At 70.6% G+C, this 16,333-nt stretch carries 14 protein-coding genes and 1 pseudogene; 9 read left to right on the top strand and 6 right to left on the bottom strand.

Going from position 1 to position 16,333, the window contains the following annotated elements:
* Positions 1-23 precede the first annotated feature (23 nt).
* Complete coding sequence (locus ACFWA7_RS01785; RefSeq protein WP_385537780.1) at positions 24-620, bottom strand: PadR family transcriptional regulator; 597 nt, start codon at positions 618-620, stop codon at positions 24-26.
* Between the two features lie 126 nt (positions 621-746).
* On the opposite strand from ACFWA7_RS01785, the gene ACFWA7_RS01780 reads away from it, so the two are divergent.
* Positions 747-1,631 (top strand): alpha/beta fold hydrolase, encoded by an 885-nt coding sequence (locus ACFWA7_RS01780; RefSeq protein WP_385820249.1) that lies wholly within the window; start codon positions 747-749, stop codon positions 1,629-1,631.
* A 55-nt stretch (positions 1,632-1,686) separates the two neighbouring features.
* On the opposite strand, the gene ACFWA7_RS01775 is transcribed toward ACFWA7_RS01780, so the two are convergent.
* Positions 1,687-2,286 (bottom strand): class I SAM-dependent methyltransferase, encoded by a 600-nt coding sequence (locus ACFWA7_RS01775; protein ID WP_385820247.1) that lies wholly within the window; start codon positions 2,284-2,286, stop codon positions 1,687-1,689.
* A gap of 180 nt (positions 2,287-2,466) precedes the next feature.
* Between ACFWA7_RS01775 and ACFWA7_RS01770 the strand changes: the two genes are divergently transcribed.
* The 7 genes from ACFWA7_RS01770 to ACFWA7_RS01740 all read left to right on the top strand — a co-directional run bounded on the left by ACFWA7_RS01770 (position 2,467) and on the right by ACFWA7_RS01740 (position 9,345).
* Positions 2,467-3,267, top strand: coding sequence for an MHYT domain-containing protein (locus ACFWA7_RS01770; RefSeq protein WP_385537785.1), 801 nt, complete (start codon positions 2,467-2,469; stop codon positions 3,265-3,267).
* A 136-nt stretch (positions 3,268-3,403) separates the two neighbouring features.
* A complete protein-coding gene (locus tag ACFWA7_RS01765; protein WP_385820245.1) occupies positions 3,404-6,184 on the top strand; it encodes a nitrate- and nitrite sensing domain-containing protein in 2,781 nt (926 codons plus the stop codon).
* A complete protein-coding gene (locus tag ACFWA7_RS01760) occupies positions 6,181-6,648 on the top strand; it encodes a roadblock/LC7 domain-containing protein (RefSeq protein ID WP_385537790.1) in 468 nt (155 codons plus the stop codon). The genes ACFWA7_RS01765 and ACFWA7_RS01760 overlap by 4 nt, the downstream gene beginning before the upstream one ends.
* 26 nt (positions 6,649-6,674) lie before the next feature.
* On the top strand, positions 6,675-7,088 hold the full coding sequence (locus ACFWA7_RS01755) for a DUF742 domain-containing protein (RefSeq protein WP_385537792.1): 414 nt from the start codon (positions 6,675-6,677) through the stop codon (positions 7,086-7,088).
* On the top strand, positions 7,069-7,662 hold the full coding sequence (locus ACFWA7_RS01750; RefSeq protein ID WP_329403093.1) for an ATP/GTP-binding protein: 594 nt from the start codon (positions 7,069-7,071) through the stop codon (positions 7,660-7,662). Before ACFWA7_RS01755 ends, ACFWA7_RS01750 begins: the two co-directional genes overlap by 20 nt.
* A 108-nt stretch (positions 7,663-7,770) precedes the next feature.
* Positions 7,771-8,181, top strand: coding sequence for a roadblock/LC7 domain-containing protein (locus tag ACFWA7_RS01745; protein WP_385537797.1), 411 nt, complete (start codon positions 7,771-7,773; stop codon positions 8,179-8,181).
* Positions 8,182-8,301: 120 nt separating this feature from the next.
* Entirely contained in the window at positions 8,302-9,345 is a 1,044-nt protein-coding gene (locus ACFWA7_RS01740; RefSeq protein ID WP_385820243.1) for a DUF6397 family protein, read from the top strand.
* 59 nt (positions 9,346-9,404) lie between these two features.
* Here the strand turns inward: ACFWA7_RS01740 and ACFWA7_RS01735 are convergent, their stop codons facing one another.
* Both ACFWA7_RS01735 and ACFWA7_RS01730 read right to left on the bottom strand, forming a co-directional pair.
* The gene (locus ACFWA7_RS01735) at positions 9,405-10,544 is read right to left on the bottom strand and encodes a hypothetical protein (protein ID WP_385820422.1); all 1,140 of its coding nucleotides are present in this window, start codon (positions 10,542-10,544) and stop codon (positions 9,405-9,407) included.
* Between the two features lie 168 nt (positions 10,545-10,712).
* Positions 10,713-13,196, bottom strand: coding sequence for a discoidin domain-containing protein (locus ACFWA7_RS01730; RefSeq protein WP_385820241.1), 2,484 nt, complete (start codon positions 13,194-13,196; stop codon positions 10,713-10,715).
* Between the two features lie 385 nt (positions 13,197-13,581).
* On the opposite strand from ACFWA7_RS01730, the pseudogene ACFWA7_RS01725 reads away from it, so the two are divergent.
* A pseudogene (locus ACFWA7_RS01725) lies at positions 13,582-13,813 on the top strand (glycosyl hydrolase family 18 protein); the annotation flags it as partial.
* 189 nt (positions 13,814-14,002) lie between these two features.
* Here ACFWA7_RS01725 and ACFWA7_RS01720 read toward each other — a convergent pair.
* Complete coding sequence (locus ACFWA7_RS01720; RefSeq protein WP_385820239.1) at positions 14,003-15,442, bottom strand: MFS transporter; 1,440 nt, start codon at positions 15,440-15,442, stop codon at positions 14,003-14,005.
* Positions 15,429-16,115, bottom strand: a complete 687-nt coding sequence (locus ACFWA7_RS01715; RefSeq protein ID WP_385537809.1) for an SDR family oxidoreductase — start codon at positions 16,113-16,115, stop codon at positions 15,429-15,431. The genes ACFWA7_RS01720 and ACFWA7_RS01715 overlap by 14 nt, the downstream gene beginning before the upstream one ends.
* Between the last annotated feature and the right edge of the window lie 218 nt (positions 16,116-16,333).

Genomic DNA, 16,333 nt, shown 5'->3' with positions numbered 1-16,333 from the left:
GCGAGTGCCGTGCCGTGAGCTGCTTACGAGCGGTTCGAGCCGCGCGACCTCGTTGCGCCGGTCGCATCGGCCGTGTCGGTCGCGGCGTCCGGCTCGGGTGATCCAAGCGACCGGAGCGTGGCACGCAGCCACTTCAACTCCGCCGTACTCGTGGCCCGGGCCACGGTAAGAATCCCCTGCCGGAACGGGTCGTCCAACTCCTCCGCCCTGAGCGGCCGTTCGCCCTCGTAGAAGAAGCTCGCGGGCTCCTCGAGGAAGCGTAGTCGTCGCCACAGCACCTCGGCCTGGCGGGCGGGCTCGGGCAAGTGCCGCAGAAACGCGAGCAGCGTGAACCACCGGTTCTCGTCCGTGATCTCCACCTGCTCGGGTTCCGCGAGCCGCCGCACCAGCTCCGCCCTGCCCTCGGCGGTGAGGTTGAGCGTGTGGCGGGGCGCCGCCACCGCACCGGGCTGCGTCTCCCGCGCCAGCAGCCCCGCCTTCTCCAACCGCTTGATCGCCGGGTAGAGCGTGCTCTCGGCGACAGGTCGTACGTGTCCGGTCAGCGCAGTGATCCGTTTGCGCAGCTCATAGCCGTGCAACGGCGCTTCGTACAGAAATCCCAGGATGGCGAGCTCAAGCATGACCGCATTCTGCCGCATGAGCGCTGTACATCGATGTCGCTATACATCGAGACCGATGTATAGTCGCCGCGCCGAAGCAAGCCTTGGAAGCGCCGGGCAGGCGCAAGCAGAGCGGGGGACGGAACCGTGCGACAGACGGCATTCGACAAGCAGGGCAGTCAGATCCGCTGGACCGAGTCGGAGGGACTGCCTGATTCGGAGGGACTGCCTGAGGCAGTACGGCTCGACGCGGCTCGACCGGAGGTGCAGGCGGAGGCGGGCCGCGGCGAACGCGGCCCGAACGCCGCCGAGCCGCCACTCGTCTACGTACACGGCCTCGGCTCGGCATCAACCGTCTACCACGCCCACGTCGCCGCCGACCCCCGCCTCGCCGCCCGCAGGCAACTGTTCGTAGACCTGCCCGGCCACGGCATCAGCGACCGCCCGGCCGACTTCGGCTACAGCCTGGAGGAGCACGCCGACGCCCTCGCCGACGCCCTCGACGCGGCGGGCGCCGCCGGAGCCCACATCGCCGGGCACAGCATGGGCGGCGCCGTGGCCATCGTGCTCGCCGCCCGCCGCCCCGACCTCGTGTCCCGCCTCGTCCTCACCGAGGCCAACCTCGACCCCCACCCCACCCCGACGGCCGGGAGCAGCGGCATCGCCACATACACCGAGAACGACTTCGTCCACGGCGGCGGCTTCGCGGCCGTCCTCGACCGCATCGGCCCGCTGTGGGCGGCGACGATGAGGCTCGCCGACCCCCTCGCGCTGCACCGCACCGCCCTCGGCCTGGTACGCGGCACCCAGCCCACCATGCGCCACCTCCTGACGGGCCTTCCGATCGACCGCACCTACCTGGTGGGCGACGTCGACAACTACCTCCCCGGCCGCGAAGAACTCACCGCCTCGGGCGTCCACGTAGAGGTCGTACCGAACGCCGGCCACAACATCATGTTCGACAACCCCCAGGCCTTCATCAACGCGGTGGCAGGCGGCAACAGGCCGACGGCGGGCCACCACCAGCCCTGACCGGACCCGTCAGGCAAGGGGGGAGGGGCCCCTCCCCCCTCCCCCCCCACCCCCGTCACCCCTCCCGCACAGCAATGGCAAGAAAGCGCGCGTCCTCGTCCACGTACGACACCATCCGCCAGCCCGCCCCCGCGAGCAGCGGCCGCAACTGCGGCTCCGCCCGGAGGTCGTCCGGTGTGATCTGCCGTCCCTGGCGTGCGGCAAGGGCCGCGCGTCCGATGGGGTGGAAGAGCGCCAACTGCCCACCCGGCCGCACCACCCGCGCCAACTCCCGGAGATTCGCCTCCGGTTCCGGAAGGTGTGAGATCAGGCCCGCCCCGAACACCGCATCCAGCCCCCCGGTCCGAAGCGGCAGCCTGGCCACATCGCCCAGCGCCAGCCACCCGGCCCGGCCGCGCCCGGCCTGTACCGCCGCTTCCAGCATCTCGGGCGTCAGGTCGAGGCCGAGCACCGTGCCCCCGGGCCCCACCGCGTCCCGGAGCGGCGGCAGCGCACGTCCCGTCCCGCACCCGGCGTCGAGTACGGAGGCTCCGGATCGCAGCCCGAGTTCCGCGACCGCGGCCGCGTACGCCGGCCCGTCGTCCGGAAAGCGGCTGTCCCAGTCCGCTGCCCGAGCCCCGAAGAATTCCTGAATGTGCGTGTGGTCATCGGCCATCTGGCCATGATCCCTCACCGGGTCGAACGGTCCACCGCTGACTCGTCTGGCTGAGACGAGTCCTCGGTGCGCACGTTCGAACGCGGCACGATCGTTCACGGGTCCAGTCGTGTCAATTTTCAACAGCTTTCGAAATACGCCCCAGTCGTGCGCCCCCGGCCGGACTACCGTCCCGGAGCCATGGGACACCTGGACCACGCCGCCTTCGGCTGGCTGACCCCCGTGCTGTCGTACGCGATGGCCTGTATCGGCGCTGCCCTCGGGCTGCGCTGCACCGTCAGGGCGCTCTCGGCGACCGGCCGCTCCCGCCGCAACTGGCTTGTCACGGCAGCGTCCGCGATCGGCACCGGCATCTGGACCATGCACTTCGTGGCGATGCTCGGCTTCGCCGTCACCGGCACGGACATTCACTACAACGTGCCACTCACCCTCCTCAGCCTCCTCGTCGCGATGCTCGTCGTCGGCGCCGGGGTCTTCGCCGTCGGCTACGGCAAGGACCGCACCCGGGCGCTACTGCTGGGGGGCCTCACCACCGGACTCGGCGTCGCCAGCATGCACTACCTCGGCATGGCGGCCCTGCAACTGCACGGCCAGGTCCAATACGACCCCGCGCTCGTGGGTCTCTCCGTGCTCATCGCGGTCGTCGCCGCCACCGCAGCCCTATGGGCCGGACTCAACATCAAGTCGCCTGCCGCTGTTGCCGTCGCGGCCCTGGTCATGGGCGCGGCCGTGAGCAGCATGCATTACACCGGCATGATCGCCGTGAGTGTGCACGTCACCCCGTCCGGCGCAGATCTGCCCGGAGCGACTGCCATGCAGTTCATCTTCCCCCTCGCGGTCGGTCTTGGCTCCTACCTCTTCATCACCTCCGCCTTCGTCGCGCTCTCGCCCACCGCCGGTGAGCGCAGCGCCTACCGCTCTGCCGAACTCACGGATGTGGACGCGCCCTTGGCTTCCCCTCGTGACGCGATCGCCCCCTGACCGCATTCGCGCCTCTGGCCCCGTTCACCCCTCGCCCATCCACTCTCCACAACGACCGCTCATGGCCCGAAGTTCCGGTCGCAGAACAGCCGTTCCCAGATTTTTTGCAGAACCGTTCCCGTAAGCGAGGCGATCCGTGCGCACACCCCGCAAGGCCCCGGGCGCCGCCCCCCGGCCGCTCCCCCCGTCACCCTCACCCGCACGCGGCCGACGCGCGCACGCCGGGCCGCCCGCTGCCGAGGGCCACTCCTCAGGGGCTGACCGGATCGAGGGTCCATGGGCGTATGAGCGAATGGTTCGCGCTCGCACGGAACCAGGGGAGCCAGGGGAGTCAGGGGCGCGCGGTCGGCTCCGCCCGACGACTGTCCGGGCGAAGATCGTGTCTCTGCTGATGGTTCCGGTCGTCTCGCTGCTGGCCCTCTGGGGATTCGCCACCGTCACGACCGCGCAGGACGTCTCGGCCCTGCGCCAGCTGCGCCGAGTCGACGAGCAGGTGCGTACACCCGTGGCCGCAGCGGTCGCTGAGCTCCAGGCCGAACGGCGAGCGGCAGTACGGTACTTGTCCTCCCCGGCCGACGACCGTGCGGCCGCGTTCACCCAGCAGGCCAAGCGCACCGACGGCGCGCTCGCCCAGCTCCGCCTCGGTGACAAGAACACCGTCGCGGACGACGGCGACCTTCCAGGCGACGCGGCCGACCGGCTGCGGCAGTTCGTGTCCCGCGCCCAGCAACTGCCGGCCCTGCGGACGAACGCCCTCGGCCGGAAGTCGGGCTGGGATGCCGCCTACCAGCAGTACACCGACACCATCGCTCTCGCCTACGACGTGACCGGTGCGCTCACCGGTATCAAGGACGGCTCACTCGGATCCGACGCGCGCGTGGTCCACGAGTTCAGCCGCTCGGCGGAGATGCTCGCCCGTGAGGACGCCCTGCTCAGCTCGGCCCAGCTCGCGCGCACGTTCACCCTTCCCCATCACACCGCATTCGCCGGTGCCGTCGACTCTCGCCGCACCCTCACCGACACCGCCACAGCCGACCTGAGCGGCGCGGAACGTGCTGCCTGGCGCACCCTGAGCGGGCAGCCCGCGTACGCCGCGCTCCGCGCCGCCGAGGACAAGGTGCTGACCGCGACGCCGGGACGCAACGCGGCCCAGGCCGTACCGGAGGCTTCCTGGGACGACGCGCTCACCACTGTTCAGAAGGGCATGCGCGACATCGAGTCCGGTGCCGTGCGCGATGTCGTGGCCCGCGCCGATCCGTTCGCCCGAGGCCTGCTCACCCCGGCCGGGGCGGCCGTCCTCTTCGGGCTGGTGGCTGTGGCCGCGTCCCTGGTCATCTCCGTCCGGATCGGCCGCGGTCTCGTCGTCGAACTGGTCAGCCTGCGCAACACGGCACTGGAGATCGCCCGTCGCAAACTCCCCGCAGCCATGGGCCGGTTGCGGGCGGGCGAAGACATCGACGTCGAGGCCGAAGCGCCCCGGGGCCCGGCGTCCGAGGACGAGATCGGTCAGGTCGGGGAGGCGCTCGGCACGGTACACCGGGCCGCGCTGGCCGCCGCCGTGGAACGCGCCGAACTCGCCAGCGGCATCTCGGGGGTCTTCGTCAACCTCGCCCGCCGCAGTCAGGTTCTCGTCCACAGACAGCTCAACCTGCTCGACAGTATGGAACGCCGTGCCGAGGACCCGGGGGAGCTGGGCGACCTGTTCCGCCTCGACCACCTCACCACCCGGATGCGCCGCCACGCGGAGAGCCTCATCATCCTGTCCGGGGCCGCCCCCGGGCGCGCCTGGAGCGTGCCCGTTCCGCTCACGAGCGTCGTACGGGCGGCGGTGTCCGAAGTCGAGGACTACGCGCGCGTAGAGGTGCGCCGGCTTCCCGAGGCGGCAGTCACCGGAGGCGCCGTCGCCGACCTCACCCATCTGCTGGCCGAACTCGTCGAGAACGCCGCGCAGTTCTCGCCGCCCCACACCAAGGTGCGCGTCAGCGGCGAACCCGTCGGCAACGGCTACGCCCTGGAGATCGAGGACCGGGGCCTGGGCATGGGCAGAGAGAGCCTCGGCGAGGCGAACCACCGGATCGAGCACTCCGAAGCCGTCCACCTCTTCGACACCGACCGCCTCGGCCTCTTCGTGGTCAGCCGGCTTGCCGCACGGCACGGCATCAAGGTCCAGCTGCGTACCTCGCCGTACGGCGGCACCACTGCCGTCGTCCTTCTGCCCACGGCGCTGCTGGACAACTCCATCCCCGCCGTCGCGCGACAGGCAACGCCCTCCGGCCCCGACGCGGAGCGGGCACCGCTTGCCAGATCCGGCGCAGAGCGCGACGACCGAGCGCCCACTGGGGCGCGACAAGAACAACGCAGGACGCTCGCCCCGGCCCCGGCCCCGGGCCCTCGGGCCGAAAGGACAGACGACGATCGCCCTGAGAGCCCCAGCACGACTGCCTCCACCGCGCAGACTGCGGTACGCCCCGCCCTCGTCGCCCAGCCCGGTACTCCACCTACGCGCGCGACAACCGCGCCCGCGACGGTCCCCGCGCCGCCGCCCGGTGTGGCCACGCTGCGTCATCGGGCCCGGACCGTAGCTCCCGACAGCGCTCATGGGGACGGACTTCCGCGCCGCGTACGCCAGGCGAGTCTCGCCCCCCAACTGCGCGAAGCACCCACCGAGGAGCCCTCGACCGACGAAGCCGCCGACACGCGCACTCCGGAGCTGGTCCGGGACCGTATGACCGCGTACATGGGTGGCTGGGCCCGTGGCGGCGCCTCCCATGGAGGTGTCTCCCGTGTCGGCGCGGCCCAAGGCACGACCTCTCACGCCCCTGAGGTCGGCGCTGACACCGATCGCACCACCACCGGCTCTTCCGCCGCCGAAGGCGCCTGCGGCGACGACCACACGAGCGAAGGAGACCACGCATGATCGACCACCAGAGGCTCGACTCCCCGGTTCGCGCCGGGGAAGTCGACTGGCTGCTCGACGACCTGGTCCTGCGGGTCGGAGAAGTCCGGCACGCCGTCGTACTGTCCAACGACGGACTGGCCGTCGGCGCGTCCAACGGCCTCAGCCGCGAGGACGCCGAGCATCTCGCGGCCGTCGCCTCGGGGTTCCACAGTCTCGCCAAGGGAGCCGGACGCCACTTCCACACCGGAGGTGTGCGACAGACGATGGTCGAGATGGACGAAGGCTTCCTCTTCGTCGCCGCGGCCGGGGACGGTTCCTGCCTCGCCGTGCTGAGCAGTCTCACCTCGGACATCGGGCTCATCGCCTACGAGATGGCCCGCCTCGTCAGGCGTGTCGGCGAGCATCTGCACACCCCGCCCCGGCACACCCCGCCCCAGCACATCCCGCCCCGGCACACCGCGCAGCCTCCGGCCGCTGGCTGACCGGACGACGAGGGACGTCACACCCCATGACCGAGCATGAGGAGGCCGCCCCGGGGCCGGTGGGAAACCGCTGGTACGACGCCGACGCGGGTCCGCTCGTCCGCCCGTACGCCATGACGGGCGGCCGTACCGAACCGGCCGCCGGTGGCATCCGGCTCGACTTCATCGCCCTGGTCTCGATGGCGACCGACGCCCCGGGCGCCGCCGAGGAGTCGTTACTGGGGCCCGAACACCGGTCCCTGCTCGCCCTGTGCCGGACGGAGACCCAGTCGGTCGCCGAACTGGCCGCCGACGCGGATCTGCCCGTCGGGGTCGTCCGGGTCCTCATCGGCGACCTCCTCGAAGCCGGTCACATCAGCGTGCACCGGCCCGTACCGCCCGCGCAGTTGCCCGACGAGAAGATCCTGAGAGAAGTGATCGATGGCCTCCGAGCACTCTGACCCCACTCCCGCTCTCGCGCTCAAAATACTGGTCGCAGGCGGATTCGGGGTCGGCAAGACCACCCTCGTCGGCGCCGTGAGCGAGATCCGGCCCCTGCGCACCGAAGAACTGCTCAGCGAGGCGGGTGAGAGCGTCGACGACACCGACGGCGTCGACCACAAGACGACCACCACGGTGGCCATGGACTTCGGCCGCATCACCATCCGGTCGGGTCTGTCGCTCTACCTGTTCGGCACCCCTGGACAGGACCGCTTCTGGTTCCTGTGGGACGAGCTGTCGCAAGGCACGCTCGGCGCGGTCGTCCTGGCCGACACACGACGCCTGGAGGACTGCTTCCCCGCCGTCGACTACTTCGAGCACCGCCGCATCCCGTTCGTCGTCGCCGTCAACTGCTTCGCGGGCTCGCGCGCCTACGGCGCCCATGAGGTCTCCCAGGCCCTCGACCTCGACCAGGGCACCCCCGTCGTGCTGTGCGACGCCCGCGACCGCGACTCCGGAAAGGAGGTCCTGATCCGCCTCGTCGAGTACGCCGGGCGCGTTCACACCGCCCGGCTGCTCGACTCCGTCGGATGAGAGGTGCCGTTACCGCCCGGAACCCCTGCTTGCCCCTACGCGAACCATGGGTAAGGCTTGCCGCAGACCTGGGGGAAACGGGGAACGCATGAGTGGGGTGAGGCTGTAATGGCACTGAACAAGGAACTCGACTGGCTGCTCGACGACCTGACCAAGCGGGTCGAGCACGTGCGGCACGCCATCGTCCTGTCCAACGACGGTCTGGTCACCGGCGCCAGCGCCGATCTGCCCCGCGAGGACGCGGAACACCTCGCCGCGGTGTCCTCGGGGCTGCACAGCCTGGCCAAGGGGTCCGGCCGCCACTTCCGGGCCGGCCGGGTGCGCCAGACGATGGTCGAGTTCGACGAAGCGGTTCTCTTCGTTACGGCGGCGGGCGACGGGAGTTGTCTGTGCGTGCTGGGCACCGCCGAGGCCGACATCGGCCAGATCGCGTACGAGATGACGCTGCTGGTCAATCGTGTCGGTGAGCACCTCGGCGTCGCGGCCCGGCGGCCCGGCCCATCGGTATCCGGCCTCTGAGCAGCGGTTCTACGGCGAAGACTGTCCACCTGGCGAAAGTTATCCACAGGCCCGGCGGGATGTCTGCATGGAGGGCTACGGTCGTCACCGAGAGTATTCGCACTCGCGGGGGAGGACCTCATGACCACTACGACCACGGCCGAAGTGAGCGGAAAGACAGCCGCGTTGGGCCGAGCGGCGCAGCAACTGGATCTGAAACGGGGGGAATTCGACCTTGCCGTGCAGCTCGGCCACGTCCGCACGGCGCGGGAAGACCTCAGCGCGCGCCCACGGGTCGCCCAGGAAGAGATCGAGCGGATCCGCTCGGCCGAAGGCTTCCCGGAAGCGTTGCGCGAACGAGTCCGCGTGGTGGGCACGGCGGAGGCGTCGCAGTTGCTCGACGTCCCCGCCCACCGTTTCACGCGGCTGGCCCGCGGGGGCCACTTCACGCCGGTCAAGTGCTACCTCAACCGCTACAGGGCCGTCGTCTGGCTCTACCTTGCCGAAGAGGTGACCGACCTGGCCCTTCGGCATCCGGAGCTGCTCAACGACCGGCAACTACCCAAGGAGACGCTGGTCCGGCTGGGCGCGGGCGAGGACCGGCGCCCGCGCAACTGGCGTGGCCGCCGCGCCGCCATGCTGCTGCAGCAGACCGAGGACCCGTGGGAGCGTGCCGCAGGCATCGCCTCCGCGCTCGACGCCGCGCATCTGGCAGAGGTGGTCACGGACCCCTACGAGCGAGCGTATCTGAGCCGACTCCGACCCGAAACGGTCCGGGTCGGCCCGGATTCGCCCGCCGCTCGGGAGATCATCGAGCGGCTGCAACTGGCTCAGGACCCGGACGAGGTCCTGTGGTACCGCATGGATCTCGCGCAGCACCTGAGCACCGCCCGCTCGACCCGTCCGGCACCGCGGCCGGAGTGGGGGCGACCCACGATCGGTGCGGCCGCCACCGCGCGCCCGGTCCACGTGCGTGGGCCGGCTTCCACTCCCGGAGCGGTGGAACCCAAGCAGAGCCAACCCAAGCGGAGTGACCTCAGCCAGAGCGAACCCCAGGGGAGGGAACTCGCGCCGGTCGGGGTCGAGCGGGTGGATCCGGGAGCCCGCCACGGAAGGCTGAGACGTGGCCTGGCCCGCTTGCGGCGGCCCAGGACGGCCGTCCGCTCGACGACCACCGCGCCCTGATCCCGGTGGCGGCGATGACGGGGAGAGGGCTCCTCAGTGGGATCGGGGCGGCGGTCGGATCAGCTCTGCACCGAATGCTGTGCGGTGGCCGGAAGCCGCCCGCGCCGCCCTTGTCCGCGCCTGCGGGTGCGGTCCCGCTGCGGCCACATCAGCACGTACGTCGTGGAGAACACCACGAACGCGAGACGTATCAGGCCCTGTGCCGAGTCGTCCGGGACGACGAAGACACTGCCGTACAGGGCGATCAGCGCGAGCCAGCTCCACCACGGCACCAGCCGGCGCTGACCGATCACGTCCCAGAGCAGTGTGCCCAGCAGGACGGACGCCGTGTAGTACGTGTAGACGCTCGGGTCGAGGACGATGCGGGCGTTGGCGCCGAGCAGCACCACGGCCGTCCAGCGTTTGCGCCAGACCGCGATGCCGCCGAGCACCAGGCTCAGCGCGGCCTGGGCGGGCCGGTCCCAACCGGGGGTCTCGGCATCGCCGACGCCCAGCCAGCGCAGCGCGGAGGCGGGTTGGTTGGGTATCGCGAATCCGGTGGCGGCGAAACTGTCCGCGTTGCCGAGGAAGAACGGCAGCCAGGCCAGGGCGACGAGCCCCGCGCACCACAGCCCGGCCCGCAGCCACGACTGTCTGGGCAGCGCGAAGAGCAGCATGGCGAAGCCCAGCGCGGTCGGTTTGGAGTCCATGGCCAGGGCGAGCCAGATGCCCGTTCCGGCCGCGTTGCCACGGGTGACGGCCCGCACGGCGAGGGTCGTGAAGAGCAGCGCCAGCACATCGTCGAGGTGGCCGAACCGGACCGAGACCTCGATCCACATCGGGATGAAGGCCAGTCCCGCGATGAGGACGCGCTGGCGCAGCCGCTGATGGTTGGTTCCCGTGCCCAGGAAGTGCCAGGCGGCGCTGCGGCCGACCAACACCAGGATCACCAGGCCGAGCACCGACATCAGCGCCGCGGCGAGGAACTGCCCGGTCGAGTCGGGGAACGGGTTGAACAGGCCGGCGATCAGAAAGCTGACCGGCCCCATCTGCAGCTCGGGATGGTGGGCGTACAAGTTGAGCCCGCCGGTGCCGTCGCCGGACGGCCCCTGGTAGATCAACTCCCCGCCGGTGCGCAGGTAGTGCCAGGAGAAACCGCCGTTCGGCTCCACCACGACGAACCAGAGAGCGGTCCATGCGGTGAGCAGCACGAGGTGCATCCGCTGACTGATGGCCGGCACGTGTGTTCAGCTCCTGTTTCCCCGCCGGGTACGTCGACTGCTCGCAGGGGCCTGCTGAGCCCGGCAGGGAAGACGGGAGTCCGGTACGACTCGTTCATCGGGGCGCGCAATTGTGCTTCCGCCCACACCCGAAGGGTGACGAATGGGTCAGCTCACGCTGATCACCTTGGCGACGCTCGGTACGCCGTCTGTATTGAGGGCGAACAGCAGGTACGTGCCGGGGAGCGCGACTCCCGGGTCGCTCGGGATGGAGAGGTCGTAGGAGCCTTCGCCGACCTGCCGGAACGTCAGCGGCACGCGCCGCTGGTCATTGTCGATGGAGTGGGTAGCGGCCCCCGAGCGGACCAGGGCGAAGGCGCTGACGGGTGCCCCAGTGGTGACCGGCAGCGTCGAGCCGAGCGCCACATGGGTCGGTGGGGTGCTGGTGATCACGGGCCGGGGCCGCTCGCTGCCGTCCGGGTTCAACAGGTAGGGCGGGGTGAAGACCGCCCCGTTCAGGTGATTGGTCGCGCAGTCGCCACAGAGCCCGCCGCCACCCGAGAAGATCCGTCCGTCGGGCAGCAGGTTCGCGGTGCTGTGATAGTTGCGGGGGACCGACATTGTGGCGAGCGGTGTGAAGCGGCCGGTGGCCGGATCCCAGATCTCCGGGGTCATGACCGATTTGGCGTCGCTGAAGGGAACCGGGGTCTCCTGGCCGCCGAAGACCGCGACCTTTCCGTCCGGCATCACCACACTGTTGCTGAAAGCGCGGGCGGCGGCCATGTCGCCGGTGCGGGTCGCCGTGGGCCGTGCGCCCCCGTTGAGGTCGACCGTGTAGGCACGGCGGGTGGCGGGGGTGTCCTGGTAGGCGGGCGCGCCGCCCAGGGTGAGCAGCTTGCCGATGTCGTACGAGACGGCGTTGCCGTTCATGGCGTCCTGGCTGTCGGCCCGTGCGCCGGCGGGGGTGATGCTGCCGTCACCATCGGTGGAGATCCAGTTCATCTGCTTGCTGGGGCCGAACTGGAGGACGCGACCCTGGGAGGTGGCGTGCAGCCACATGTGGTTGTCGGCCCGGTAGGCGCCCTTGGGGTCGGCGGTCATGGCGCCCTCGACCGGCACGCCCGGGAGCTTGCGCCAGGTGTGGGCGGTAGCCGACCACACTTCACCGTCCTTGGGGCCGTTCCCGCCGCTCCAGGACCCGCCGAGAACGAACGCGTCACCGTTGGAGAGCAGCGTCATCGCCTGGTAGCCGCGGGCGATGTTCATGTCGGCAGTCGAGGACCAGGTGTCCGTACGGGGGTCATAGATGCTCGCGCGCGACGCGTTGCTGCCGCCGGTGACCAGCACCCGCCCGTCGGCGAGCAGCACGATGCCGGGGCAGAACATGTCGTGCCCGGTGTTGTCGACGCGGCGCTGGGTCACGCGGCCGGTGGCGAGGTCCATGACGGCAGTCTGGGTGTAGCCGTTGCTGCCGCCATATCGGTCGACGGCGTACGCCGACCAGGCCAGCAGTCTGTTGCCGGGCAGGACGGCTGTGGCGACCGGTACCAGGGGGAATCCGGTGACCGGTCCCCAAGAGCCCGACACCGAGGGGTCGCTCGGGCCGCTGAGTCGGATCTCGGCTGCGGAGCTCCAAAGGCCGCGCTGCCCTGCCTCGCTGAGGGCGACGAGTCGTACGTACCGTGCGGAGACGGTGCGGGTGAAGGTGGCGGTCTTCACGGTCGCGTCGTCCTTCCAGTGGCCGCTCGCGACCAGCGCGTCGAACGAGGCGCCGTCGAGGCTGGTGGAGACGGCATAGGTGCCGATGCGGCCGTTCAAGCCGGTCTGACGCGGCTGATAGGTGAGTGCGGAGACTGCGGTCGTGCGGTGCATATCGATGACCAGGGCGTGCGGGAGCCTTGCGGTCTTCGGTGACCATCTGCTGTGCCAGACGGTAGTGGGATCACCGTCCAGGACATTGGCGGCGCGGTCGTTCTCCTGGGTCGTCTCCTCGTCGGTTGCGGAGGCTGTCCAGCCGACGACCGGCAGGAAGGCGGTGGACGGCGCCGCAAGGCCGGGGTCACCCAGGAGTTGGACATCGGCTCGGGAGGCGAGGGAGGCGGGCGGGGAGCTGGGGGATGTCCGCTCCATTCCGGCGGCCCAGCCGTCGCGACCAGCGGCCGGTGTCGTAGCCGAGAGCTGTACGTAACGGGTGCCCTGGCCGGCGAAGTCGAGGGTCTTGGTGGTGGTGTCGTCGGCCAGGATTCCGGTGGCGACGGGTTTGGTCCAGCGCCGCCCGTCCGTACTGAGACGGATGGCGTACTCGGTGACGCGGCTGCCGCCGCCGGTCCTGCGCGGCTGGTAGACGAGCGCGGAGACGACGTCGGTGTGGTGCATGTCGATGGTGAGGGAAGTGCCGCTCGCCGTGACGCTCCAGCCGGACTGGGCCAGGACGGGTGCGGTGGGGCGCATGGCGTCGGCGGGCGCCACTCCGTGGTGGGGAGACGTGTTGGGGTCGATCACAGGGGAGGCAGGGCGGCCGGCGACGGCCGCGTCGCTCGGGGTGACCAGTGGCAGCAGTGCGGCGGTCGTCGTCGCAGCCGCGAGAAGGACGAGAACACGTGGTCTGAGGCGGGTGAGACGGAATGACCTACGCGAGAACCTGAGTGTCACACGAGCCCCTCGGCTGAGATGTGGTGGCAATGTTCTGGCTGAAACTAGGACATGTGGATGCTATGTCAAGGTGAGCGGCCGGAATTGCCCCGAACCCCGGGCTTGGGCAAGTTGCGGCGCGGGAGCGGCGGGTGGCCCCGCTTGACCCTTGATGGTCCAGACCAATAGCGTCGCCGAGGTATGCGCACCGCACGTCTCTTCGCACCTTCTTCCCACCCTCGGGCACCGTCCGCGCACCTTTCGGCAGGCGAATCTATCCGCATACGTACAGAAGAGAGCCTCATGCGTCGAAGACTTCTCGGCAGAGCAGCCGCAGCTGGCTGCGCCCTCGCCCTTCTTGCCGCGATCGCCCCCGCGGCGTCGGCCCGCGATGGCCAGGGCATGGAAGAAGCCGGCCGACTCCGGGGCGTACAAGGTCTACCGCGACCGTAGGGCCGGATCCGCGTGGCTCTTCGACAGCACGACGCTGTGGACGTACGGCGACCGCAGGTGCTGCGGACCAAGACCGCGTACAGACGCGACCGGGGCTGGGCGGGTCCATGGTCTGGTCGCTGGACGGCGACACGGCGAACGGCGAACTGATGGCGGCCATCGAGCGCAGGCTGTCCCACCGGTGAGGCACCGGCCGGCAGTTGCCCGAAGCGGGGGCCACTGCCGGCCGGACTCTCTCGTGGGCTGGACCGGCGGGGGCGAGGCGGTTTGACGCGACACCATGCGCCGCTCACGTGGCCGCGCTGCGTCGTGCTCTGTTGAGCAGCCACTCGGCCTCGCCCCCGGAGCAGAGCCCCCGCCCGGCCCGGCAGGCTTTAGCGGGCCACCTCGTAGGCCGCCACGCTCGCTCGGCGGCCCGCGAGGGCCAGCAATGCGACGCCTGTCAGGGTCCCGGCGACGAGTACGGTCGCCCCGGTCCATGCGGCGTAGCCGACCGCGTCCGTGAAGGCCGCGCCCGGGTTGTTGGCGCCTGCTGCCAGCCGGTCCGTGAAGTGGGAGGTCATCAGGGTGCCCAGGATGCTGGTGCCCAGGACCGCGCCGACCTGGCGGGCCGCGTTGACCGTGCCGCTCGCCTCGCCCTCGCGGCCGCGCGGGACATGGCTGACGCCGAGTGCGGTGGAGGGCGCGTTGGCCAGTCCGCAGCCGAGGCCGAAGACGACGAGGGCGGCGGCGTACCCGGTGAAGGTGTCGTCCGGCTCGACGGTGGCGAACAGTGCCGCGCCGAGGGCGGCCAGGAGGAGCCCGGCGACGATCAGCGGCCGGGGACCCCACTTGCGTACGAGGATGCCTGCCGCCACCGACGCGGCGATGAAGGTGACGAATTCCGCCAGGAGTTGGACGCCCACGTCCAGGGCGCTCAGTCCGCGTACCTGCTGGAGCCACAGGACTTGCAGCAGTGAGATCCCGACGAAGCCGAAGAGGACGGTGGCGGCGAGCAGCAGGGAGGCACTGTAGGACGGGTCGCGCATCAGGCGCAGGTCGATCATGGGGTGGTCGCGGCGGAGTTCGACGGCGACGAAGGTGCCGAGGAGTACGACTGCTGCAGCGAGTGAGGAGAGCGCGCGGGCGGAGGCGTAGCCGTGGTGGCCGCCGTCGATCAACCAGTAGATGAGCAGGGCGAGTCCGGCCGTGCCGAGCACCTGGCCGGCCCAGTCGGGGCGGCCGCCGGGGACGCGTGACTCCTCCACCCGGGTCAGCGCCACGAGGACGGCCAGGGCGCCGAGTGCGAGGTTCAGCCAGAAGGCCGCGTGCCAGGTCCACCATCGCAGTGCGAGCCCGGCTGTGACCGGGCCGATGGCCAGGCCGAGCCCCGAGGTCGCGGCCCAGGCGGAGATGGCCCCCGCGCGGCGGCGCGGGTCGGGGAAGGCGTGGCTGACCAACGCGAGCGAGCTCGGCGTGATGAGCGCCCCGCCGAGGCCCGCGAGGGCCTGGCCGACCAGGACCGTCGGCAGGCTGGACGCGAGGACCAGGACCAGTCCACCCGCGCCCATCGCCGCGGCGCCGGCGAGGAAGACCCTTCTGCGGCCCCACCGGTCCGAGAGGGCGCCGGCGCCGAGGACGAAGGAGGCGACGACCAGGGTGTACATGCTGGGCACCCAGACCAGGTCGGCGGGGGCGATGTCGAGGTCGTCCTGGACCGCGCTGAGCGTGCCGATGGTCTGGGTGGTCTGGAGGAAGACGGTGAACAGGCCGAGGCAGGACGCCACCAGGACGGCCATGGGGCTGCCCTTGGAACGGAGTTCAGCGCGCGGCATGCGGTACCCCCGAGAGCGCGGCCTTGACCTGGCGGGTGATCTCGTCGGCGAGCACTTCCTCCCGGCCCGCCTCGACCGCGTCGAGCACCTGGTGGGCGACGTCGACGGGGCTCGTCTTCGGCTGGTCGACGCCTGCGGCCATGTCGGTGTCGATGAAGGCCGCGTGTACGGCGACGGTCAATGTGCCCTGCGGGCGCAGTTCTTCGCGTATCGCGTTGGTCATCGACAGCGCGGCCGCCTTGGAGACACCGTACGAACCGATCTGCGGGAGGGTGTGCCAGGACAGCACGGAGAGCATGTTGACCACGGCGCCGCCACCATTGTCGGCGAGTACGGGGGCGAAGGCGCGGCACATCGCGAGGGTGCCGAACAGATTGGTCTCCAGCTCCGCCCTCGCCCCTTCGAGTGAGTCCGCCCCGATCAGGGAACTCCCGCTCAGAATCCCCGCGTTGTTGAGGAGAAGGGAGGTGTCGGAGCAGAACTCGGCGGCCGCGGAGACCTGGGCGGGGTCGGTGATGTCGAGTGCGACCGGGGTGAGACCCGGGTCGGTCACCGTGCGTGGATCGCGCGCCGCCGCGTAGACGGTCTTGGCACCCCGCTCCAGCAGGGCGAGGGCGAACGCACGCCCCAGTCCTCGGTTGGCGCCGGTCACGAGTGCCGTGGTGTTGCGCATGCGTGTCTTCTCTCGGGAGTTGTGGAAGGCAGTCCGGTCCGGAGCCCAGTGGGTTGGAAATCTGGACTCACCCTAGCGCAGTGGGTTGGATATTCAAATGGATAGGGGTTCGCGTGGACGTGGGGCGAATGATGGGTGCGAGGAAGGCAGGGGAGAGGGGTGGGAGAGGTGGGGAGCGATTGAGAGGGAGGGTGTTGTGGTGGTTGATGTGGTGGTGC

Source organism: Streptomyces sp. NPDC059994, from assembly GCF_042737755.1.
Taxonomy (GTDB): Bacteria; Actinomycetota; Actinomycetes; order Streptomycetales; family Streptomycetaceae; genus Streptomyces.
The sequence above is the reverse complement of the archived record's forward strand: the minus strand, read 5'-3'. Positions and strand labels throughout refer to the sequence as shown.